The 22,719-nt window shown below is 61.0% G+C and carries 19 protein-coding genes; 17 read left to right on the top strand and 2 right to left on the bottom strand.

The genetic code is table 11. From position 1 onward, the window contains the following. Window positions 1–279 precede the first annotated feature (279 nt). From DXT74_RS17020 to DXT74_RS17005, 4 genes are all read left to right on the top strand, one after another. Window positions 280–2,703 carry a fimbria/pilus outer membrane usher protein gene (locus DXT74_RS17020; protein ID WP_043631039.1) on the top strand — a complete coding sequence of 808 codons (2,424 nt, stop codon included), beginning with the start codon at window positions 280–282 and terminating at the stop codon, window positions 2,701–2,703. Window positions 2,704–2,719: 16 nt separating this feature from the next. Further along, entirely contained in the window at window positions 2,720–3,454 is a 735-nt protein-coding gene (locus DXT74_RS17015; RefSeq protein WP_052370209.1) for a molecular chaperone, read from the top strand. 30 nt (window positions 3,455–3,484) lie between these two features. Then, window positions 3,485–4,498: a fimbrial protein gene (locus tag DXT74_RS17010; RefSeq protein ID WP_194426544.1), complete on the top strand. Its 1,014-nt coding sequence runs from the start codon at window positions 3,485–3,487 to the stop codon at window positions 4,496–4,498. A gap of 66 nt (window positions 4,499–4,564) precedes the next feature. Further along, on the top strand, window positions 4,565–5,092 hold the full coding sequence (locus tag DXT74_RS17005; RefSeq protein ID WP_019103935.1) for a fimbrial protein: 528 nt from the start codon (window positions 4,565–4,567) through the stop codon (window positions 5,090–5,092). Window positions 5,093–5,160: 68 nt separating this feature from the next. Here DXT74_RS17005 and DXT74_RS17000 read toward each other — a convergent pair whose 3' ends face one another. Continuing rightward, window positions 5,161–6,030, bottom strand: a complete 870-nt coding sequence (locus tag DXT74_RS17000; protein ID WP_043631044.1) for a D-alanyl-D-alanine carboxypeptidase family protein — start codon at window positions 6,028–6,030, stop codon at window positions 5,161–5,163. Window positions 6,031–6,253: 223 nt separating this feature from the next. On the opposite strand from DXT74_RS17000, the gene uvrB reads away from it, so the two are divergent. Then, complete coding sequence (gene uvrB, locus DXT74_RS16995) at window positions 6,254–8,266, top strand: excinuclease ABC subunit UvrB (protein WP_043631046.1); 2,013 nt, start codon at window positions 6,254–6,256, stop codon at window positions 8,264–8,266. A 190-nt stretch (window positions 8,267–8,456) separates the two neighbouring features. Here uvrB and DXT74_RS16990 read toward each other — a convergent pair whose 3' ends face one another. Then, the gene (locus tag DXT74_RS16990; RefSeq protein WP_194426543.1) at window positions 8,457–9,428 is read right to left on the bottom strand and encodes a bile acid:sodium symporter family protein; all 972 of its coding nucleotides are present in this window, start codon (window positions 9,426–9,428) and stop codon (window positions 8,457–8,459) included. A 102-nt stretch (window positions 9,429–9,530) separates the two neighbouring features. Here DXT74_RS16990 and DXT74_RS16985 point away from each other — a divergent pair, with 102 nt between their 5' ends. The 12 genes from DXT74_RS16985 (at window position 9,531) to fliI (ending at window position 22,716) form a co-directional block, all read left to right on the top strand. Then, entirely contained in the window at window positions 9,531–10,454 is a 924-nt protein-coding gene (locus DXT74_RS16985; RefSeq protein WP_194426542.1) for a LysR family transcriptional regulator, read from the top strand. Between the two features lie 180 nt (window positions 10,455–10,634). Beyond that, window positions 10,635–11,864, top strand: coding sequence for an EAL domain-containing protein (locus DXT74_RS16980; protein WP_081554986.1), 1,230 nt, complete (start codon window positions 10,635–10,637; stop codon window positions 11,862–11,864). A gap of 11 nt (window positions 11,865–11,875) precedes the next feature. Further along, on the top strand, window positions 11,876–12,385 hold the full coding sequence (locus tag DXT74_RS16975; RefSeq protein ID WP_043631053.1) for a molybdopterin-dependent oxidoreductase: 510 nt from the start codon (window positions 11,876–11,878) through the stop codon (window positions 12,383–12,385). A gap of 5 nt (window positions 12,386–12,390) precedes the next feature. Continuing rightward, window positions 12,391–14,616: an ATP-binding protein gene (locus tag DXT74_RS16970; RefSeq protein ID WP_052370210.1), complete on the top strand. Its 2,226-nt coding sequence runs from the start codon at window positions 12,391–12,393 to the stop codon at window positions 14,614–14,616. Window positions 14,617–14,745: 129 nt separating this feature from the next. After that, on the top strand, window positions 14,746–15,243 hold the full coding sequence (locus DXT74_RS16965) for a hypothetical protein (RefSeq protein WP_043631055.1): 498 nt from the start codon (window positions 14,746–14,748) through the stop codon (window positions 15,241–15,243). Between the two features lie 79 nt (window positions 15,244–15,322). Then, complete coding sequence (locus DXT74_RS16960; protein WP_194426541.1) at window positions 15,323–16,021, top strand: chemotaxis protein CheB; 699 nt, start codon at window positions 15,323–15,325, stop codon at window positions 16,019–16,021. 22 nt (window positions 16,022–16,043) lie between these two features. Next, window positions 16,044–17,420 (top strand): sigma-54 dependent transcriptional regulator, encoded by a 1,377-nt coding sequence (locus tag DXT74_RS16955; protein ID WP_194426540.1) that lies wholly within the window; start codon window positions 16,044–16,046, stop codon window positions 17,418–17,420. A 2-nt stretch (window positions 17,421–17,422) separates the two neighbouring features. Beyond that, on the top strand, window positions 17,423–17,743 hold the full coding sequence (gene fliE, locus DXT74_RS16950; RefSeq protein ID WP_019099998.1) for a flagellar hook-basal body complex protein FliE: 321 nt from the start codon (window positions 17,423–17,425) through the stop codon (window positions 17,741–17,743). A gap of 101 nt (window positions 17,744–17,844) precedes the next feature. Beyond that, window positions 17,845–19,539, top strand: a complete 1,695-nt coding sequence (gene fliF / locus DXT74_RS16945; RefSeq protein WP_231138208.1) for a flagellar basal-body MS-ring/collar protein FliF — start codon at window positions 17,845–17,847, stop codon at window positions 19,537–19,539. After that, on the top strand, window positions 19,532–20,530 hold the full coding sequence (gene fliG / locus DXT74_RS16940; protein WP_043592937.1) for a flagellar motor switch protein FliG: 999 nt from the start codon (window positions 19,532–19,534) through the stop codon (window positions 20,528–20,530). The genes fliF and fliG overlap by 8 nt, the downstream gene beginning before the upstream one ends. Then, window positions 20,511–21,341, top strand: coding sequence for a flagellar assembly protein FliH (locus tag DXT74_RS16935; RefSeq protein ID WP_194426538.1), 831 nt, complete (start codon window positions 20,511–20,513; stop codon window positions 21,339–21,341). Before fliG ends, DXT74_RS16935 begins: the two co-directional genes overlap by 20 nt. After that, window positions 21,319–22,716 (top strand): flagellar protein export ATPase FliI, encoded by a 1,398-nt coding sequence (gene fliI, locus DXT74_RS16930; RefSeq protein ID WP_043631061.1) that lies wholly within the window; start codon window positions 21,319–21,321, stop codon window positions 22,714–22,716. Before DXT74_RS16935 ends, fliI begins: the two co-directional genes overlap by 23 nt. Window positions 22,717–22,719: the final 3 nt, after the last annotated feature.

Genomic DNA, 22,719 nt, shown 5'->3' with positions numbered 1-22,719 from the left:
AAGTTCCGACCCCTGTCTCCTTGTGCCCTGACGGTCTGTTCGCTTAGGCGATGATCAGGCCTGGTTTGTCCGCTGTCAGCAATGAGTAGTCTGCAAACCAGGGCATGAGGATAGTCATCTGCAAGTATTCCCCAAGGCATACACCTGCGCCTGAAAATGGGCGCGGCTTCGTCATTCCTTGGCGGGACAGAATCAAGGCCGGCGCGATCTGACGCGACGGCGTGTTTTGGCAGAGCCGCCGTGAGGCGGCGCATGCACTTAATCGGGATATCCGCAGGCATGAACAAACATCGCATTTACAGTGTGGCAGTGGCGCTGACGCTCGGCCCTTGCATTGCCCATGCGGTGGAGTTCAACGACGCCTTTTTGCAGCTGGACCCGAGCAGCAGCGTCAGCCTGGAGCAGTTCGAGCAGGCCGGTTATATCGTGCCGGGCCGCTATATCGCCGATGTATACCTGAACCAGCGCTTTTTGCAGCAGTTGGAACTGGATTTCCGCCCGGAAGGCCCCGATCAGGCGGTGCGTCCCTGTCTGCCGCCGGATTTGATCCGTCAGCTTGGCCTGCGCTCCGGCATTGTCTGGCCGCAGAACGAGCAGTGCGTTGATCTGTCTGCGGTCAGCGCCGCCAAAGTGCGTTACAGCAAGAGCAATGCGCGCTTGGATATCTCGGTGCCGCAAGCGGAACTGGCTTATCGCGATGAAGACTATGCGCCGCCGGAAACCTGGAACGACGGCGTGCCTGCCGCGATGCTGGATTACCGAGTGTTCTATCAGCGCACCGACAACGGCCTTGGCGCCAGCAGCAGCAAGACCACCAGCTACGGCGTGGCCGGCGCCAACGCCGGCCCTTGGCGGCTGCGTTCCAATTACCAGTACGACGACAGCGCGACTAACCGCAGCCGCCTGAGCTGGAACAATACCCAGGTTTATCGCGATCTGCGGGGCATGCAGGCGCGTCTGACCCTGGGCGAAGTGTTCAAGACTTCCGAGATTTTCGACGCCTTCTCCATGCGCGGCGCCACGCTGAACAGCGACGACCGCATGATTCCGCAAAGCCTGCGCGGCTACGCGCCACAGGTCAACGGCGTGGCCAAAACCAATGCCAAGGTGACCATTCGCAACCAAGGGCGGGTGCTTTACACCACCAATGTGCCGCCAGGCCCGTTTTCCATTCGCGATCTGAACAGCAGCACGCAAGGGCAGTTGGATGTGACTGTGGAGGAGGCCGACGGCAGCCAGCAGACCTTTACCGTCAATACCGCCTCGGTCCCCTTCCTGACGCGTAACGGCATGTGGCGTTATAAGGCGGCCATCGGTCAGGCGGATCAGAACGGCAGCGTGTCCCACCCTAATGTGGCCAGCGCCGAGGCGTCTTACGGCCTGACGCAGACCTTGTCGCTGTACAGCGGCTTCATCGCGTCCGCGGACTATCGCTCGCTGGCGATGGGCTTCGCCAAGGATCTCGGCAGCTGGGGCGCTTTGTCCGCCGACATGACGCAGGCCAACGCTCAAATGCGAGGCGGCGTGAACATGGCCGGCCGCTCTTACCGTTTCAACTACGCCAAGAAGTTTGAAAGCCTGAACGCGGACATCCGCCTGTTCGGCTATCGCTTTTCGGACCGTAATTTCCGATCTTTCGGTCAATTCCTCAGCGATCTGGACGGCCAGACCTATATCAGCGACAAACAGCGGGTGGGTATGACCGCCAGCAAGACTTTCGGCCAGACCAATGTGTTTCTGTCGGCGGAAAAATCCACTTATTGGAACGCCACCGCCACCCAGCGGGTGGATTTGTCGCTAAGCCGCGACGTCAATATCGGTTCCTTGCGCAACGTCAGCCTCAACTTGTCGGTGCAGAATCTGCGTGATCAGACCGGCAGCAGCAACCGTGTTTACCTGGGCTTGAGCATGCCGCTGGAGAATAACCGCCGCATCGGCTACGACATTCAGGGCAGCGCCGGCAATACCAGCCACACGGTGCGCTATTCGGACAGCAGCACCCCCAACCACAGCTACAACGTGGCGATGAGCGCGGATACCCGCTCCGGCAAGCCGCTCGTGTCCGGCGACTATCATTACACCGGCCGCGTCATGCAGGCCGATGTTTCGGCCAGCAAGCAGCAGGGCGGTTACAGCAGCGTGTCCGCCGGGATGGGTAGCTCGCTGGTATTGCACGCCGGCGGCCTGACCATGGGCAACAGCTACGGCGGTGAAACCCGCATGTTGGTGGATACCGACGGCGTGGCTGGCGTGCCGGTGTACGGCGTGCCGGCGCTAACCGACCGCAACGGCTTCGCCATGCTGAGCAGCGTGGCGCCGTACTACAGCCAGGACGTGCGCTTGGACGACGACAATATGCCGGACTCCGTAGAGGCCAGTTCCGTGGTGCGCCGCGTGGTGCTGACTGAAGGCGCGGTGGGGCGCACTGAGTTTCCGGTCAAAGTGGGACGCAAGGCCTTGCTGACGGTGAGGCTGCCAGATGGCAAAATGCCGCCTTTGGGCGCCACCGTGAGCGATGTGGCCGGCAAGCGCGATGTCGGCATGGTGGGCGATGGCGGCTTGACCTTCGTCACTGGCTTGAGTCCGACACCCAAGCTGGAAATTTCCTGGGGCAAGACGCGTTGCCGCGTGGACCCGCTGCCGGCCGATTACGAGCTGAGCCAGGGCGGCCGCGACATGACATGCACGCCTCTCGCAGAATAAAGAATAAGGAATCGATATGAAAACTCTTCATCGCGCACTGGGGCTGGCGAGCGTTTTGGCCACATTGACCGCGCCGCTAACGGCCCAGGCCAACATATTGCTGGACCGTACCCGGATGATTTATCTGGAGCAGGACAAGAACGTCAGCATGGTGCTGACCAACAAGAACCCTGAGCAACCCTATTTGGTTCAGTCCTGGCTCAGCGACGGCGAAGGCAAGCGCCTGGCTTCGCCCTTCCTGGTGTTGCCGCCCTTGCAGCGTATCGAGGCCGGCGAGAAGGGCGTAGTGCGCTTGAGCCGCATTCCGGATCCCAGCTTGCCGTCCGACAGGGAATCGCTGTTTTATCTGAACGTGCAGGAAGTGCCGCCCAAGAGCGACAAGGACAATGTGCTGCAACTGGCGATCAAGTCGCGCATCAAGGTGTTCTACCGTCCCAAGGAGGCTCAATTGCCGCGTGGCGAAAACCCGGCCAACAAGCTGCAGCTGAGCTTCGACGCCGCCGCCGGCAAGCTGGTGTTCAAGAACCCTAGCCCGTATCACCTGACCCTGGTGGGGCTGGAGCTGCCGGGAGACAAGAAGCCGCGCGATATGGACGGCCTGATGGTGCCGCCCAAGGGCGAGGCCCGTTTTGCGCTGAAGGCGCTGCCGGCCAGCCTGAAGCTGAGCAACATCAATGATTTCGGCGCTCAGGATACCTTTACCTTCGTTTGCGCGGACGGCCAATGCCAGTACCGCGAAGACAAGAAATAATTCCGCAAGCGCACAGCGCAGGGAGAGCCAATGTTGAATCGTCGTTTGCCGCGTTTGCTATTGATGGCCGCGCTGGCCATGCTGCCGGCCTTGAGCCACGCTCTGGCGTGCAAGGAAGGGGGGCGCAATGGCTCCGCCATGATTACGAGGGATATTGGCTCTACCATTAAGGTTCCAGTGACCTTGCCGGATGGAAGAGAGATTTGGCACTCCGAAGATAGGACTGTCAATGTAACATGTTACAAAGATAATAGTGTTTCTATGAGGGAACAGGTTTATTTTTATCCGAATCCTCGTAATAACAACAATGCCAAAGGTGTAAAGTTTGGTGTAGTTTATAATGGCAGAACTTATTGGGGGGTTAACGCTAGTGATAGAATCCCAACCGGTTATTATATTGACGAGTGTAATCTTGGAGGGAATTACGATAAGTGCAAGGAGGTGAATTTTTCACTTACTTTTCAAGTTGTAATAGCTAAGCAGGGCACGATTCCCACAAGTGGTATAGGGATGTCTGAGTTTCAGGTGCTTCAGTTTGATGGCGAGCTGGGTATTAATAATAAAGAAAATTCCAACTTGGTCTACAAGGTGGTGGGGTTGGGTAAAATTACGCCGATCCAATGCGCTGTAGAAGTGCGCTTAGACCCTGCTTCCAATACATTGGATTTTGGTCGTATTGTCAGAAGTGTCAAAGGCCTCGTGCCCGCTGTGCCTCGAAAAGATTTCCGGCTAAATTTGGTTAAAACCTGTGATGACCCAGTAAAAATTAATGGCTATTTCACTGGGAAGAATGGCTTGACGGATACTTATACGGCTACTTTGGTTAAAAAGAAGGATAGCTCTGATAGCGGTTTAGGCTTGCAGTTATTCTTTAATGACGGTCGTCAACTACGTTTTGGACAATCTGAGTTTCTGGCTGATTTTAGTTTTGGCGATCGCCAGAAAACCGTGCCGATGTACGGAACCATTGTTCCCACTAATATGGGTAAAGTAGAAGAGGGCCCATTTCAGGGCATGATTAATATCGATCTGGATTATATCTAAGCGGCTTGGGCCGTCTGGTCTTCTGATGATCAGACGGTTAACTGAAGTGGCGTAAGGAGTGGAGCAATGAAATTCAAGGCGATGGTGCTGGCTTTGGCGCTGGCGGCGCCGTTGGCGCACGCGGCTGACGGCACCTTGAACGTTTTCGGCGAGCTGGTATTGAGCGCCTGCGGTCTGGATCCCAATTCACAAAGCCTGGAAGTGGGGCTGGGCCTGGTGTCCTCGCAAATGTTTCGCAAAATCGGCGACCGTTCCCGTCCGGTGGCCTTCGACATCCGGTTGACCGAGTGCTCCATCGACACCATGACAACGGTGGCGGTCCGCTTTAACGGAGAGGCCGACCGCGACAACGGCGAACTGATGGCGATCAACGGCAGCGCCGCTGGCGTGGGCATCCGCCTGATGGGGCCGGGCGGCGGGGACATTGTGCTGGGTCAGTATTCGCCGCTGGTGGGCTTGACCAACGGCAGCAACACGCTGCGCTTCAACGCGATGTACGAATCCACCCGCGCACCCGTGCCGCAAGGGCAGGAAGGCGGGATCAAGCCTGGCTCGGCCAACGGCCTGGCTCAGTTCGACTTGCGTTATATGTGAGCGGATGTAATGAAAACGGCCCTTCCGTCATTTGACGGAAGGGCCGTTTTCATTTGGGAACGGCAAGCTCAGCCGGCCAACCAGTTGCCGGGGTGCGCCTCCAGCCAGGTTTTGATGCTTTTGGCGTCGTTGACGCGGGCGGCGCTACCGCCGGCGGCCAGCAACACGATGATCAGAGGTTGGGACCCCACCGTGGCCTGCAACACCATGCAGCGGCCGGCTTCTTGGATGTAGCCGGTTTTTTGCAGCGAAATCTCCCAGTCGCCTTCGCGCACCAGCGCGTTGCTGTTCTTATATTGCAGCACGCGGCGGCTCACCGATTGAATCTGGTGTTTCTCCGTGGTGGTGAAGGCGCGAATCAGCGGGTAGCCGTGCGCGGCGCGGACCATGCGGGCGAGGTCCGCGGCGGTGGAGGTGTTGCGCATATCCAGGCCGGTGGCGTCGTAAAAAATGGTTTCGCTCATGCCCAGGCTACGGGCTTTGCGATTCATGCGCTCCACAAAGGTGGCGGTGCCGCCGGGCAGCGCGGTGCGGGCCAGCGTGGCGGCGGCGCGGTTTTCCGACGACATCAGCGCCAGCAGCAGCATTTCCTTGCGGCTGAGAGTGGTGCCCACCGCCAGGCGCGAGGAGGTGTTTTTCACCCGGTCGATCTCGGCGTCGGACACAGTCACTTCTTGGTCCAGCGACGCTCCGGAATCCAGCAGCACCATCGCCGTCATCAGTTTGGTGATGGAAGCGATCGGCATGCGTTGGTGAATGTTCTTCTGGTACAAGGGTTCGCCGGTGATGCCGTTCAGCACCAATACCGAATGCGAATTCAGCCGCGGAACGGACTGGTCGGCCATTTGCGAGGCCACCATCACGCTGGACGGCGAACCTGCCAGCACCGGCATGGCTAACGCCGCGGATACCAGCAGGCTTGCAATTTTCTTGATCATGCTTCACTCCAGGGAGAGCGGATTTAACGAAATCTCGGACCGAAAAATAGGCTCGCGACGTCTGCGTCGCAAGCCGTGTTTTATGCTCGGTCTGACTGTATTTTAAACAATGTTTTGACTGTGTATAGCCTGAATCGCAGCTTTTTTATATGCGGTCGCATCGGGGGTGTGAAGCAAGGGCGAACCGCGTAGAATCAGGCTATCTACTCCGATGTCTCGACCCATGCTGCGCACCTATCCCAACAGTCCGTTCAAACTGCATCAACCATTCGAGCCGGCCGGCGATCAGCCGGGCGCCATCGCTCAATTACTTGAAGGGCTCAGCGACGGTCTGTCCTATCAGACTTTGCTAGGGGTGACCGGGTCCGGCAAAACCTACACTATGGCCAACGTCATCGCCCAGAGCGGGCGTCCGGCCATCATCATGGCGCATAACAAAACGCTGGCGGCGCAGCTCTACAGTGAGATGCGGGAGTTTTTCCCGGAAAACGCCGTCGAGTATTTCGTTTCTTATTACGACTACTATCAGCCGGAAGCCTATGTGCCCAGCCGCGATCTTTTCATCGAGAAAGATTCCAGCATCAACGAGCATATCGAGCAGATGCGCTTGTCGGCGACCAAGTCCATTCTGGAGCGGCCGGACTGCATCATTGTCGCCACCGTCTCCGCCATCTACGGCATTGGCGATCCTTCCGATTACCATCAGATGATTTTGCATCTGAAAGAAGGGGAGACGCTGGCGCAGCGGGACATCATCAGCCGGCTGGCCACTATGCAGTACGACCGCAACGACATGGACTTCGGCCGCGGCACCTTCCGAGTGCGCGGGGATGTGATCGACATCTATCCGGCGGAAAGCAGCGATACCGCGCTGCGGGTCAGCATGTTCGACGACGAAGTGGAAACGCTGACTCTGTTCGACCCGCTGACCGGAACGACCAAACAGCGAGTGGGGCGTTTTACCGTGTTTCCCTCCAGCCACTACGTGACGCCGCGCGACACCGTGCTGCGGGCCTGCGAGCACATTAAGGAAGAGCTGCGCGCGCGACTGGAGTGGTATCAGAAGGAAGGTAAGCTGGTGGAGGCTCAGCGCCTGGAACAGCGCACCCGTTTTGACCTGGAGATGTTGTACGAGATGGGGTTTTGCAAAGGCATCGAAAACTACTCTCGGCATTTCTCCGGCAGGGGGCCTGGAGATCCTCCGCCCACGCTGATCGATTACCTGCCGAAAAACGCGTTGATGTTCATCGACGAATCGCATGTCACCGTGCCTCAGGTGGGCGCTATGTACAAGGGCGATGCCGCGCGCAAAGCCAATCTGGTGGAGTACGGCTTCCGCTTGCCGTCGGCGACCGACAACCGGCCGTTGAAATTTCACGAATTCGAATTGTTGATGCCGCAAACCATATTCGTGTCCGCCACGCCGGCCAACTACGAGAAGGAACACGCTGGACAGGTCGTGGAGCAAGTCGTACGCCCCACCGGCCTGGTGGATCCTGTAATGGAAGTGAGGCCGGTGGCCACCCAGGTGGACGATCTGCTGTCCGAGATCCGATTGCGGATGGAGAAGGGCGAGCGCGTGCTGGTCACCACGCTGACCAAGCGCATGGCTGAACAGCTGGCGGATTACTACACCGAGCACGGTATCAAGGTGCGCTATCTGCACAGCGACATCGATACGGTGGAGCGGGTGGAAATCCTCCGCGACTTGCGTTTGGGGGTGTTCGACGTGTTGATCGGCATCAACCTGCTGCGCGAAGGCCTGGACATTCCGGAAGTCAGCCTGGTGGCGATTCTGGACGCGGACAAGGAGGGCTTCCTGCGTTCGGATCGTTCCTTGATTCAGACCATCGGCCGCGCCGCGCGCAACCTCAATGGCAAGGCCTTGCTCTACGCCGACCGCATTACCGACTCGATGAAGCGGGCGATGGACGAGACCGAACGCCGCCGCGCCAAGCAGATGGCTTTCAACGCCGAACACGGCATTGTGCCCAGAGGCGTGGAGAAAAAGATCAAGGACATCATCGACGGCGTCTACAGCGTGGAGAATGAGCGCAAGAAACTGGTGGACAACGCCAGAGTGGCGATGATGGACGAAAAATCCCTGGCCAAGGAAATCAAGCGTCTGGAGAAGGAAATGATGGAGGCCGCGCGCAATCTGGAGTTCGAGAAAGCGGCAGGCCTGCGCGACCAACTAAAGCATTTGAAGGAGCAGGCCTGGATCAACGACCTATAAGGCCTGTTAAAAAGTCCACCGCGCTGCGGGGCCACGGCGTCGAAATGCGCATGCACCGGCTTTGCATTCCGCTTTCTCCGCCGTTTTCGCCTTGGCTTTTTCCTGCTCGCGAGTCTTTGAACCGCTTGTAAGAGTCTTGCTGTTTTGTCTGCGCGGCGCCCCGTTCGAGTTCGAGCGGGGCGTCGTCTTTTTAATGAAGCGTTGCCGCCTGCTGCTGCCGGCGATAGCGCTGCGCAAGCGCCGCGCAAGCCATCAGCTGGATCTGGTGGAACAGCATCAGCGGCAGCACGATGGAGCCCAGCGCCGGCGCGGCGAACAGCACTTTGGCCATGGGAACGCCGCTGGCCAGGCTTTTCTTGGAACCGCAAAACACGATGGTGATCTGGTCCGCGCGGGAGAAGCCCAGCTTGCGGCTCAGCAGCATGGTGATGCCCAGCAGCAGTCCAAGCAGAACCAGGTTGACCAGCAGCAGCGCCGCCAGCGCCTGGGGAGGGGTTTGCCGCCATAGCCCGCTGATCACCGCGGCGCTGAAAGCGGTGTAGACCACCAACAGGATGGAACCCTGATCGACATAGCGCAGCAAGCCCTTGTTACGGTCCACCCAGTCTCCTATCCAGCGGCGGGCGAACTGCCCGGCGACGAAGGGCAGCAGCAGCTGCATCACGATGTCCAGCACCGGCCCCCAGCCCTGGCCCGCGCCATGGTGTTTAACCACCAGCAGGCTGACCAGCAGTGGGGTGATGAAGATGCCCAGGATGTTGGACGCGGTGGCGCTGCAAATGGCTGCCGGCACATTGCCCTGCGCCATCGAAGTGAAGGCGATGGACGACTGCACGGTGGAAGGCAGCATGCATAAGTAAAGGATGCCTAAGTAGAGCTGCGGCGTCAGCAGCGGCTGCAGCACCGGTTGCAGTAGCAAGCCGAGAATCGGGAAAAGCAGGAAGGTGCAGCCCAGCACTAGCAGGTGCAGGCGCCAGTGGGAGGCACCGGCCAACACGGCCTCGCGGGACAATTTGGCGCCGTGCAAGAAGAACAGCAGCGCGATTGCCAGATTGGTGATGACGTTGAGCGCGACAGCGGCGTCGCCGGAGCAGGGCAGCGCGCTGGCCAAGGCGACGGTGGCGAGCAGGGACAGCGTGAAGGCGTCGAGTAGTTTGGGCATGGGGCGTGCGTCAATGCGGCGATGGCAGGAGAAACCGCTATTGAACCGCAGTGCAATTAAGAATACAAATGCATTTGTCTGATCTATTCATGAGTAATTGATATGAATGTAACTTTGCGTCAATTGCGGGTTTTCCAGGCCGTGATCGAACTGGGCGGTTTCAGCCGCGCAGGCGACGCGCTGGGCCTGACTCAGCCGGCGGTCAGCCGCGCGGTGAGGGAGTTGGAACAGGCCTTGGGCTTGCGTTTGTTCGACCGCACCACGCGGGAGGTAGAACCCACCGCGGCGGCTCGCCGTCTGCAGGGGAAGCTGACGCGAGTCCTGGAAGCGCTGCAAGAGGCGCTGAGCGAAGCTCGGATGGAGGGTGCGCAGGCCCACGGCGTGGTGCGAGTGGCCAGTAGCCCTACCTTGTCAGCCAGTCTGATGCCTTTGTTGATTGCGCGTTGTCGGCAGCGCTACCCGCAATTGACGCTGGTACTGCACGATCAGGTGCAACGATTGAACATCGAGGCGGTCACGAGCGGGGAGGTGGATTTCGGCCTGGTGGTGGAGCCCGACGCGGCTGTTCCGCTGGAAAGCGAACCCTTGCTGGAGGACGACTTCTGGCTGGTGTGCCGCAGCGACCACGATTTGGCCGCCCATGAGGCCGCGCATTGGGCGCAGTTGGACGGCCTGCCGCTGGTTTTGCTGGACCACAGCTCCGGCAGCCGCCGGCTGATTGATGAACTGCTGGTCAAGCATGGCCTGGCGTGCGAAGTGACGCAGCAATTGGGGCACTCGCAATCGGTGTTTCGGATGGTGGCGGCCGGCCTGGGCCTCAGCGTCACACCGGGGCTGGCCATGCCGCTGCCCGCCGGCGGCGGTTTGAGCGTGTTGCCGCTGCTGCCGGTGGAAAGTCGCCGCATTGTGTTGATCAAACGACCGAACCGTTCCTTGTCGCCGCTGGCGCGGAAAGTTTGGCAGCTGGCGCTGGAAATGCGCGCGGAACTGGCCGCCGTGGCACGACCCGCCGCTTGGGGCGGCTGAGTTTGCCGGTCATGGCCGGGGACGCCTGCTGGAAAAGACGAAGGCCGCAGGCTATTTAGATACTAGCAGGAGCAAAAACGGCCCTGAGCCGTGGCGCGGCGAAAAACAACGCAGAGAGGCTTGGTTGCGGAGGCTCGCACGGGTGCCGGTCGTGATAACAGCCAGCAGGAGATGGGCTAGATGGGGAAGACGATGCCGCAAATCTTGGTGGTTGACGACGAAGCCATATCCCGGCAGTTCCTGACCGCGGTGCTGCGCCAAATGGGCATGAGCAAGATATCCGAGGCGGTGGACGGCCTGGACGCGCTGATGCAGCTGGATGCAGGAGACCGGGCTTTCGACCTGATCTTTTGCGATTTGGATATGCCGAGGATGGATGGCGTTGAATTCGTGCGTCATTTGGGGGAGAGGGCTTACCAAGGCAAATTGCTGATCACCAGCGGTTTCGACGAGAGGGTGTTGGACAGCGTGGCCGATCTGGCGCGGATGTACGCGCTGCGTCTGTGCGGCGTCTTGCCCAAACCGGTGAATCCGGAGCAATTGCGGGCGATGCTGGCCGCGCCCATTGCAGCGGGAGAGGCGCTTTGTCTGCCCATGGAGCGGATCAACAGCGAAGAGTTGCGCCTGGGCATAGAGCGCGGCGAGGTGGTGCCGTTTTTCCAGCCGCAGGTGGACGTGGCCTGTGGTCGGGTGTTGAGCGTGGAGGTGCTGGCGCGCTGGCTGCATCCTCAACTGGGCTTGCTGGGCCCGCTGCAATTCATCGAACTGGCTGAACAGAGCGGCCTGATCACGCAGATGACCAAGCGCTTGTTCGCGGATGCGGCGCAAGCGTTGAAGCGTCTGGACGCGCGGAAACGCCTGAACATGTCGGTCAATCTTTCCATGCAGTCCTTGAAGGACTCCAGCCTGGTGACTTCCTTGGTGTCGATTGCGCGCGAAACCGGCTTGGAGATGTCCCGGGTGACGTTTGAAGTCACGGAAAGCGGCGTGATGGCGGATCCGGCCTCGGCGCTGGAAATCATGACCCGCTTGCGTTTGAAGGGCGCAGGCCTGGCAATTGACGATTTCGGCACCGGTTTCGCCAGCATGGACCGGCTAACGCGCATCCCGTTCACAGAATTAAAGATAGACAAAGGTTTCGTCATCGACGCGGCGGGCAACGCCACCAACCGTTCCATTTTCCTCGGCAGCGTCGAACTGGGGCGCAGGCTGGGGCTGAAAGTGGTGGCCGAAGGCGTGGCTTCCGAGGCCGAATGGGCCTTGTGCCGGGAGTTCGGCGTGTCAGCCGCTCAAGGTTCCCTGATCTCCCCGCCGGTAGACGAGGCCTCTTTCGCGGAATGGTTGGCGAGTTGCGGGGGAGATGTGTCGCAGTCAGCGCGGGATTGGATATTCATTGCAACGCCTACCTAAGCGAGAAAATCATGAGACGATTGGGAACCCTATTGCTGCTGCTCGGCCTGGCCGTGGCGACGCCCTTGGCCATGGCGGCCGACGCTTTGGCCAAACCCGCCGGCAAGGCGGTGCTAGTGATCAGCGGCAACATCAGCCAAAAGAACCAGGGTGACGCCGCGGCCTTCGATATGGCGATGTTGGCCAAGCTGCCGCAGCGCAGTTTCAGCACCCACACCCCCTGGTACCCTGGATTGACCCGCTTCTCCGGGCCGTTGCTGCGCGACGTGTTGGCCGCCGCCGGCGCTCACGGCAAATTGTTGAAAGCGGTGGCGCTGAACGATTACAAGACCGATATCCCCTTTGACGACGCCAGCCGATTCGACGTGATTCTGGCGACGCAAATGAACGGCAAGCCAATGCCGGTGCGTGAGAAAGGTCCCTTGTTCATCGTTTACCCCTACGACTCGCAAGAAGAGTTGCGTTCGGAACTGTATTACAACCGTTCCGCCTGGCAGCTCAAATCCCTGCTGGTACATTGAGCGCGATGAACACGCCGCAGCGAAGCTACTCCTCCTGGCGGAGCCTGATCTTGATCGGAGCGACGCTGGCCTGCGTGTTCGCCGGGGTGGCTTATATCCAGGTGCGTCAGGCGGATATGCTGAACACCGCCGCGCGCTACGAAGGCGATAACATCGTCTGGGCCTATTTTCAGCTCGAAACCGAGGCAATGAGGCTGCAGACGACGATAGAACATGTGCTGAACCATCAGCAGGACAGGGCGGAACTGCAAGAGCGCTACGACATCTTCGTCAGCCGCGTGGGAGTGGTCGACCACGGCCTGTACTCCAGTTTGCTGGATGGAACGCAGGAATATCAGCAGGCGCGTCCGAAGCTGGACGCCTTCATCCGCAAGGCCGACGCCTATTTCAGCCGCCAATCCGGAGCGGCGCTGGAGCTGGACGGCTTGCGGCGGCTGGACGCCGAGCTGGACCTGCTGAACGGACCGTTGCACGACCTCTCGCTGGTGGCTAATCAGCGCATGGCGGAGCAAGTGGACGCGCGCAACAAAAGCATGCAGCAACACATTGTGGTCAGCAATTGGTTGATGGCCTTCGAATGGGCGCTGATTCTCGGCTTCGCCACCATCGTGGTTCGGCAGTTGCGGCAATTGGAGCGGCGGCGGCACGAGCTGGAAGAACTGACCGACGTGCTGGAGCAGGCGCGGGTGCAGGCCGAGGCCGGCAGCATGGCGAAAAGTGTGTTTCTCGCCAATATGAGTCATGAAATCCGCACGCCGCTCAACGGCGTTTTGGGCATGCTCTCCTTGCTGGGAGACTGCACCCCCACGCCGGTGCAGGCCGACTACATCAAGACCGCCGAAGAGTCCGCTCGCCATCTGATGGCCTTGCTGAACGACGTGCTGGACGCCAGCAAGCTGGAGTCGGGCAAGCTGGACCTGCTGCCCACGGTGTGCAATTTGCGGCAATTGTTATTGCAATGCGAAAGCCTCATGCGCGGACAGGCTGTGGCGAAGGGGCTGGCCATGCGCATGGCGCTGGATTTGAACGTGCCCGAGTGGGTGCTGTGCGACCCGACACGCCTGCGGCAAATCCTGCTCAACTTGCTTAGCAACGCGATCAAGTTTACCGAGATAGGCGCAGTGACCATCCAGGCTGAAGCGGCGGAATCGGGCTCGGAAGGCGGGGCGGTGTTGCGGATCACGGTAAGGGACACCGGCATAGGCATGGACGACGCAACCCTGGCGCGTTTGTTCAAGCGTTTCTCTCAAGGCGACAGTTCCACTGTGCGTCAGTACGGCGGCAGCGGCCTGGGCCTGGAGATCTCCCAAAACCTGGCGCAACTGATGGGCGGTGGCATCACCGTGCACAGCGCGCTGGGTGCGGGCAGCGTTTTTGTGCTGTCGCTGCCCTTGCAGGCGATGAGCGCGCCGGAAGGCCGGGTCAAGCCGGGAGGCGGGGCGAGTCCGGCAGAGCCGGGGCGTCAGCTGCGCGTTTTAGTGGTGGACGACAACCCGGTCAATCGCAAATACATGCAAGCGATGCTGCAGAAGCAAGGGCATCTCGTCACCGTGATTCAGGAGGGTGCGGAAGCGGTGGAGGCGGCAACCCGGCAACCTTTCGATTTGGTTTTGATGGATTTGCACATGCCGGAGATGGATGGCATCGAGACGACAAGGCATTTGCGCGAACGCGCGATGACGCCGGGGATGAAAATCGTCGCTTTGACGGCCGACGTGCTCGCGGAAACGCGGGATAAAGCGCTCGCCGGCGGGTTGGATGATTTTCTGGCCAAGCCGCTGCATGTGGAAGATTTCCAAGCCATGCTGGAGCGCCAGTTTGGCGATGGGCCGGCTCCGGAGCGCAGCGCCGAGCCCTCCACCTTGCCGGCCTTGCTGGACGTGGCGATGATAGAAAAAATGACGGAAATGCTGACCCTGGAAAAATACCGGGAGCTAGTGGCGCAATTCTTCTCCGGCAAGGTCGGCAGGGTGGACGAATTGCTGGCCGCCGCGCTGGCCGGTCAGCGGGATCAAGTGAGGCGCCACTCGCACAATTTGAAGGGCGCCGCGCTGACTTTGGGCTTCAGCGCGTTGGGAGGGTCCTGCGCCGGACTGGAGCGTTTGGCCTTGGCGGAGGAGGAAGGCTTGGCCGACGAGGCGGAAAGGGTGGGGCTCCTGTTCGACTCGACGCGCAGCGCCTGCATCGCGGCCGGCTATCTGGCCGGCATGGACTTGCCGGCGTTGCGTTAGTCGCGGAAGCTGCGTGAAAATCGCCGGCGCGCCTCTCGTGGGCGCGTAGCCGGCGGTGGAAGTGATAAGATCGAGGCGAGTCAGTGCTTGAATCCCATACTGAATAAAAATAGAGAGCCGAAGCCGTCCATGAGCCAGAACGATTGCTTGTCCATTTTGTTTGTTTGCATGGGAAACATCTGCCGGTCGCCAACCGCGGAAGGGGTGATGCGCGCCAAGCTCAAGAGCGCGGGCCTGGAGGCGCGGATGCGAGTGGAGTCGGCGGGCACGCACGACTACCATGTCGGCGAAGCACCGGACCGGCGTACCTGTCAGGCGGCGCTGCGCCGCGGCTATGACCTGTCCGATTTGAGGGCAAGGCAGGTGGATGGGCGCGATTTCGAGCGTTTCGATTGGATTTTGGCCGCCGACCGGCAAAATTTGGCTTTGTTAAATGCTCAATGTCCGCCATCCTATCGCGGCAAGCTGCATTTGCTACTTGAGCCGCTCCCCGGCGCTCCCCGCGATGTGCCTGACCCTTATTACGGCGGCGCTGGCGGTTTCGATACCGTGCTGGATCTAGTGGAAGCGGCTTGCGATGCTTGGCTGGCCCGCATTGCGGACACAGAGACGGAGCCGGCGCCATGAAGCCGTTTGACACGGAAACGCCGCGCGCGCGGGCTGTTTTTACAATAACCATAGAAAGCCAAGGACGCGTATGGGGCAGATGACGAGGGGAGCCTCCGCCAAGAAGCCGCTGGACGTAGTGCCCAGCCATAATGCGGATATCATCTTGCCCAAGCAGGCCGGTAAAATGCCCTTGGCCAGCCAGGCGGTGATCGTCATCGGCTCTTCCACCGGGGGCACGGAGGCCTTGCGCACCTTGCTGACCGCGCTGCCTCCCTCGATGCCGCCCATTCTGATCGCTCAGCACATGCCGGAAATGTTCACTCATTCCTTCGCCACGCGCTTAAACACCTTGTGCAAGTTGACGGTGAAAGAGGCGGAAGACAATGAGCGGCTGCAAAACGGCACCGTCTATATCGCGCCGGGCCATTCCCATTTGCTGATCAAGCCCGCGCCCACCATAGGCTACGCCATCGGCCTGCATGCCGGGCCGCCGGTCAACCGGCACCGGCCGTCGGTGGACGTGCTGTTCCGCTCCGCCGCCAATCTGGTGGGCAAGAACTGCATCGGCGTCATCCTGACCGGAATGGGCCGGGACGGCGCCAGCGGCATGCTGGAGCTCAAGCAGGCAGGCGCCTGGAATATTGCCCAGGACGAAGCCAGCTGCGTCGTGTTCGGCATGCCCAAGGAAGCCATCGCCATGGGCGGCGCGCATGAGGTGCTGGCCTTGGAGAGCATCGCCACGCGCCTGTCGGTGCTGGCCTCGCAAAAGCAACACCAAGCCGGCGGGTCGGCTTAACCCTCTGATAGAACAAGAAAACATGAAGTATCTCCCTATTTTGGTGGTGGAAGACGACGCCGATTTGCGCGAAGCCATCGTCGACACTTTGAGCCTGGCCGGCTACCCCACATTGGAGGCCGGCGACGGCGCCGCGGCCCTGGCCAAATTGAAAGAAGCGCCGGTGGGATTGATCGTATCCGACGCCCAAATGGCGCCGATGGACGGCTACACGCTGTTCGAGGAGGCGAAAAAGCGTTACCCCGGCGTGCCTTTCATTTTGATGACCGCATACGGCGTGATTGAAAGGGCGATTGAATTGCTGCGCGCGGGCGCCGCGCATTACCTGCTCAAGCCGTTCGAGCCGGCCAGTTTGATCGCCGAAGTGGAAAAGCACCTGCTGCGCATGCCTAGCGAAGCGAGCGGCGAAGTGGTGGCCGAGTCCGCCGCGATGCGACAACTGTTCGCGCTGGCCGGACGTGTGGCCGGCAGCGACGTCAGCGTGATGATTTCCGGCCCCAGCGGCGTAGGCAAGGAGGTGCTGGCGCGTTACATTCACCGGCACTCCAAGCGTTGCGAAGGGCCTTTCGTTGCGGTCAACTGCGCGGCCATTCCGGAGAACCTGCTGGAGTCCACCTTGTTCGGCCATGAGCGCGGCGCCTTCACCGGCGCGGCGCAGGCCTTGCCGGGGAAGTTCGAGCAGGCCCAGGGCGGCACCATTTTGCTGGACGAAGTCACCGAGATGCCGCTGTCGCTGCAGGCCAAATTGCTGCGGGTGCTGCAGGAGCGGGAAGTGGAGCGGGTCGGCGGCACGCGAACCTTGAAGCTGGATATCCGCGTGTTGGCCACTTCCAACCGCGACCTGCAAGCCGCGGTGGATGCGGGCCAATTCCGCGAGGATCTGTATTTTCGCCTGAACGTGTTTCCGATGCGCATCCCCGCGCTGGCCGAGCGCCGCGACGATATTCTGCCTCTGGCACGAATCATGCTTAAAAAGTACGCAGAGGCCGCCGGAAGAAGCAATCTGATCCTGTCCGAGGATGCGGAACGTCATTTGACGGCCTATAGTTGGGAGGGTAACATCCGCGAACTGGAGAATGTGGTGCAGCGGGCGGTCATTCTTGCCGCCGGGGCGGAAATTTTTGCCGCCGATCTACTGCTGGATCACGATTCCGTCGCGGCTCAGGTTACCCGGACAGCGTCTGAAAAAGACAATTCCGTGTCGGATGAAACCGACATGAAAACGCTAGAGAAACGCCATATTCTGGAAACCTTGACCGCGGTGGGCGGCGTCAAGAAGCTGGCCGCGGAAAAACTGGGCATCAGCGAGCGCACATTGCGCTATAAATTGCAGCGTTACCGTGATGAAGACGCTGCCGACGGATGTCAGGAGGTTCCAGATGGAAATGGCTTGGAGTAACCATGTCAGTGCCAAATATCGATCAACTGTTGGGCGAGCTGCGCACCGCCTCGGCCCTGGCCGCGGGCAAGCCCGCCGCTACGGCCCCGGAAGCGTCCCAGGTGGACTTCTCCGCTGTGCTAAAGTCCACCTTGGAGCAGGTGAACTCGGCGCAGCAGACTTCGCAGGAGATGCAGAAGCAATTTGAATTGGGTGACGAGGGGGTCAACCTGCAGGACGTAATGGTGTCGCTGCAGAAAGCCAGCCTGTCGTTCCAGACCATGGTTCAGGCGCGCAACAAGCTGGTCACCGCCTATCAGGAAATCATGAATACCCAAGTCTAGCGCTGCCGGACCCGACCAGCCGGCGGCGGTGGGCTCGAACCTAAAACCACTGTATGGCTGACCTGGCAGAAGAAAACGCTACGCCCGTTTGGCGAAGCCGCATGAATGAAGCGTCCGATCGCTTCAAAGCGCTTCCCAACAATAAAAAAGTCCTGTTCCTCGCGGCGGTGGCCGCTATTTTCGCCGTCATCGTGGGCGCGGTGGTGTTGAACCGCACGCCCAGCTATAAAATCCTGTTCTCCAATATCTCCGACCGCGACGGCGGCCAAGTGGCCGCTTCGCTGCAGCAGATGAACGTGCCGTACCAACTGGGCGAGGGCGGCACCATCTCCGTGCCCTCGGACAAGGTTTACGACGCGCGCTTGAAGCTGGCTGCGCAAGGCTTGCCCAAGGCCGGCGGCGTCGGCTTCGAACTGATGGACAATCAGAAGTTCGGCATCAGTCAGTTTGCCGAGCAAGTCAACTATCAGCGCGCGATTGAGGGCGAGCTGGCGCGCACCATTGAGGCGGTGGGCTCGGTGGAGAGCGCGCGGGTTCATATCGCCATCCCCAAGCAAAGCGTATTCGTCCGCGAGCAGCAGCAACCGACGGCTTCGGTGATGTTGACCCTGTTCCGCGGCCGCTTGCTTGACGCCGGGCAGATCGCCGGCATTCTGCACTTGGTGTCCAGTTCGGTGCCCAATCTGCCGGTCAAGAACGTCACCATCGTCGATCAGGACGGCAATCTCCTATCCAAGCAGAGCGGCCCGGATGAAAACTCTGGTCTGGATCAGCGGCAGCTGGGTTACGTGCGCCAGATCGAAGAGGGCTACGTCAAGCGCATTGAGGATATCCTGGAGCCCATTTTCGGAAAGGGCAACTCGCGCGCTCAGGTCACCGCCAGCGTCGATTTCGCCGAGGTGGAGCAGACCTCGGAAACCTTCAAGCCCAATTCCAGCCCCAATCCATCCGCTACCCGCAGCCAGCAGATCAGCGAAAAGCTGAATAACGGCGCGGCGCTGCCGTCCGGGGTGCCGGGAGCCTTGTCCAATCAGCCCCCGTCGGCCGCTTCCGCGCCGATCACGCTGCCGCCGGGCGCCGCGCCCGGCACGGCCACGCTGTCCGGGCAGACCATGGGCGCGTCCGGCGCCTTGCAACGCGACATCACCACCAATTACGAAGTCGACAAAACCATACAGCACACCAAGATGCCGCAGGGCGGCGTCAAGCGTCTGTCCGCCGCCGTGGTGGTCAACTACCGGCGCATGCCGGACAAGAACGGCGAGATGAAGCCGACGCCGCTGACTCCGCAGGAGGTTCAGCAGATCAATAATCTGGTCAAGGAGGCGATGGGTTTCAATACCCAGCGCGGCGACACCCTGAACGTGGTCAACGCCGCCTTCGCAGACGCCGAAGTGCCGGCGACGTTGCAGGAAAAAGTCACAGACTACGTGACCAGCAACGGCTCCAGCCTGATCAAGTATGGCCTGCTGACCATTGCCGTGCTTTACCTGCTGTTCGGCGTGGTGCGCCCCATCATGCGCGACCTGGTCAAGCCGCCGGCCCCAGCCAAGGGCAGCGAAGAAGAGGCCGCGGCGCAGGCCGCCGCCGCGGGCGGCCGCCTGCTGGGCGTAGCCGGGGAAGAGGGCGAAGAAGGCGCGGCCGGTCACGCCGGCGGCGCCGCGGGCGGCGGCGATCCGCGCGAAGCGCAGATGCGGCAATACACCACCAATCTGGAAGCGGTGCGTGAAATGGTGAAATCCGATCCGCGCATGGCCGCTCAGATCATCAAGGAATGGATAAGCGCCGATGAGTGAGAACGGAGTGCGCAAGAGCGCGGTGTTGCTGTTCAGCCTGGGTCAGGCGGAAGCCGTCGAGGTGTTTAAATACCTTGGCCCCAAGGAAGTGCAGAAGATTTCGCTGGCGATGGCGGCGATCAATAATCTGAGCTACGAGCAGATTGACGAGGTGGTCAGCGAATTCAAGGGCGAGTGCGCGGCGCGCGCCAGCATCGGCGCGTCCGACGAATACTTGCGCAATGTGCTGATCGAGGCGCTGGGGCCGGACAAGGCGGCCAACCTGCTGGACAAGATCATGCAGGGCAACGATCACAGCGGGATCGAAAGTCTGAAGTGGATGGATCCTTCTTCCGCCGCCGACTTGATCCGCAACGAACACCCGCAGATCATCGCCACCATTCTGGTGCATCTGGAGCCGGACCTGTCCAGCTCCATCCTGTCCTACTTCCCGGAACGGATGCGCAACGAAGTGCTGATCCGCACCGCCACGCTGGAAGGCGTGCAACCGCAGGCGCTGCGCGAGTTGAACGATGTGTTGACCCAGCTCTTGTCCGGCTCCGACCGCATCAAGAAGAGCGCGGCCGGCGGCATTGGCCTGACCGCGGAAATCCTCAACTTCATGGGGTCCAACGTGGAAGCCGCGGCGCTCAACTATATCCGCGAATACGATCCGGAGCTGGCGCAGCGCATTCAGGACAAGATGTTCGTGTTCGAGAACATTCTGGAAATCGACGACCGTTCGATCCAGACCATTCTGCGCGAAGTGCAATCCGATTCCCTGGTGATCGCGCTCAAGGGCACCAGCGCCGAGCTCAAGGACAAGATTTTCCGCAATATGTCGCAGCGCGCCGCGGAAATGCTGCGCGACGATCTGGAGTCCAAGGGGCCGGTCAAACTGTCCGAAGTGGAGGCCGAGCAGAAGGAGATTCTCAAGGTGGTGCGCAAGCTCGCCGACGACGGCCAGATCGTGCTAGGCAGCAAGGGCGGTGATGAAGGTCTCGTCGAGTAATCCCATCATTCCCGGCGAAGAGTTGGAGGGCTGGAGCAGTTGGAGCCCCAACGCGCTGGACGGCCTGACCCAGAGGCTGACGCCGGTGCAGCTGATGGAGCTGGCGCAACAGCGTCGCCGTCAACAGGAGCAGGCGCAGGCCGAGTCCGCCGTCGAGTCCGCTTCGGCCGGGGCGGAGGAGGCTGCCGACGCCGCGGACGGCGAGCGCGCGGTGAGCGGCTATCCCACCGCTGCCGAACTGGAGGCTATCCATCAGGAAGCCTGGCAGTCCGGCCATGAGGCTGGGCAGGAAGCCGGCCGCGCGGCCGGTTACCAAGAAGGCTTGACCGCCGGGAGAGAGCAGGGCTTGGCCGAGGTGCGCGCAGAGCAGGAGGCTCGCTTCGCCGAGGCCTGGCAGCCCTTGCAGCAGTTGGCGGAAGGGCTGGCGCAACAGATTTCCCGTTTTGAAACTGAATTGTCCGCGGATTGGCTGGCCTTGGCGTTGGAGCTCGCCAGCCAACTGAGCCATGGGCTGGCGCGGCAGAACCCCTTGCTGATTCAGGAGCTGCTCCGCGAGGCGCTGGAGGACTTGCCGGCCACGCTGGCGCAGGCGCGTTTGCGTCTGAACCCGGCGGATCTGGAGGTGGCGCGAGAGTTTCTGGCGCAGGAAACGCCGGAAACCCAATGGCAATGGATTGAAGACCCCGAGGTGGAGCGCGGTGGCTGCGTGATAGACACCGCCGCGCTGCGGTTGGATCTGACTATGAGCACCCGTATTGCCGCCATGCGCAAAGCGCTGGGAATGGACGATGAGCCACCCGCAGCTGATTGAGCGCCAACGCGCATGGCTGCGCGACTGCGCGGACAGCGCGCGCGCCGCCAAGCTGTGGCAGCCCTGCGGCAAGCTGGTTCGCGTTACCGGCATGGTGATGGAGGCTGTGGGCCTCAAGCTGCCGGTGGGCAGCGCTTGTCAGGTGGCCTTGGCGGACCGGAAGCTTGTGGAGGCCGAGGTGGTGGGTTTTTCCGGCGACAAAGTGTTCCTGATGCCATTGAGCAACGTCCACGGCCTGTTGCCGGGCACGCCGGTGATGCCGCTGACGCCGCGGCACCCGCCGCAATTCGGCAAGACCCAAGCCCAGGCCGCCACCGACGGCGCGTCCGGCCGCATGGTGCCGGTGGGGCTCAGCCTGCTGGGCAGGGTGTTGGATTCGCTGGGGCGGCCGCTGGACGGCAAAGGCCCCATCCATCCGGACGCCTGGTTCCCGTTGCACAGCCAACCGATGAACCCGCTGGACCGATCGCCGGTGCGCGATGTGCTGGATGTCGGCGTGCGCGCCATCAACGGTTTGTTGACGGTGGGGCGGGGTCAGCGCCTCGGTCTGTTCGCCGGCTCCGGCGTGGGCAAGTCGGTGTTGCTGGGCATGATGGCCCGCTTCACCAAGGCCGATGTGGTGGTGGTGGGCTTGGTTGGCGAGCGCGGCCGCGAGGTTAAGGACTTCATCGAAAACATCCTGGGCGACGAAGGCATCGCCCGCTCGGTGGTGGTTGCCGCGCCGGCGGACATGCCGCCGCTGATGCGTCTGCACGGGGCGGCCTACGCCACGGCGCTGGCCGAATACTTCCGCGCTCAAGGCCTGGACGTGTTGCTGCTGATGGATTCGGTGACCCGCTACGCGATGGCGCAGCGCGAGATCGCGCTGGCCATTGGCGAGCCGCCGGTGACCAAGGGCTATCCGCCGTCGGTGTTCGCGCGCCTGCCGCAATTGATTGAGCGCGCCGGCAACGCCGCGGAGGGCGGCGGTTCCATCACGGGCTTTTATACGGTGCTGTCAGAAGGCGACGATCAGCAGGATCCGATCGCCGATTCCGCGCGCGCCATTCTGGACGGCCACTTTGTGCTGTCGCGAGAACTGGCCGAGTCTGGCCACTATCCTGCCATCGACATCGAGCAATCCATCAGCCGGGTCATGGTGGATGTGGTGCCTCAAGCGCAGATGGCCCTGGCTCGGCAATTCAAGCAGCTGTATTCCCGCTATCAACGTAACCGCGACCTGATCAGCGTCGGCGCCTACGTGCCAGGCTCGGATCCGGTGCTGGACGACGCAATGCGGCGCCAGCTGCCCATGGTCGGTTTTTTGACCCAGCCGATGCATGAGTCGCAGGATTTCTCTTCCAGCTGCGAACAATTGCAGGGCGTGTTGTCCTGAGGC

The sequence above is a fragment of the Chromobacterium sp. Rain0013 genome (assembly GCF_015291765.1).
In the GTDB taxonomy this organism is placed as follows: domain Bacteria; phylum Pseudomonadota; class Gammaproteobacteria; order Burkholderiales; family Chromobacteriaceae; genus Chromobacterium; species Chromobacterium haemolyticum.
Note: the sequence above shows the minus strand (reverse complement) of the source record. Positions and strands in the feature narration are given on the sequence as shown.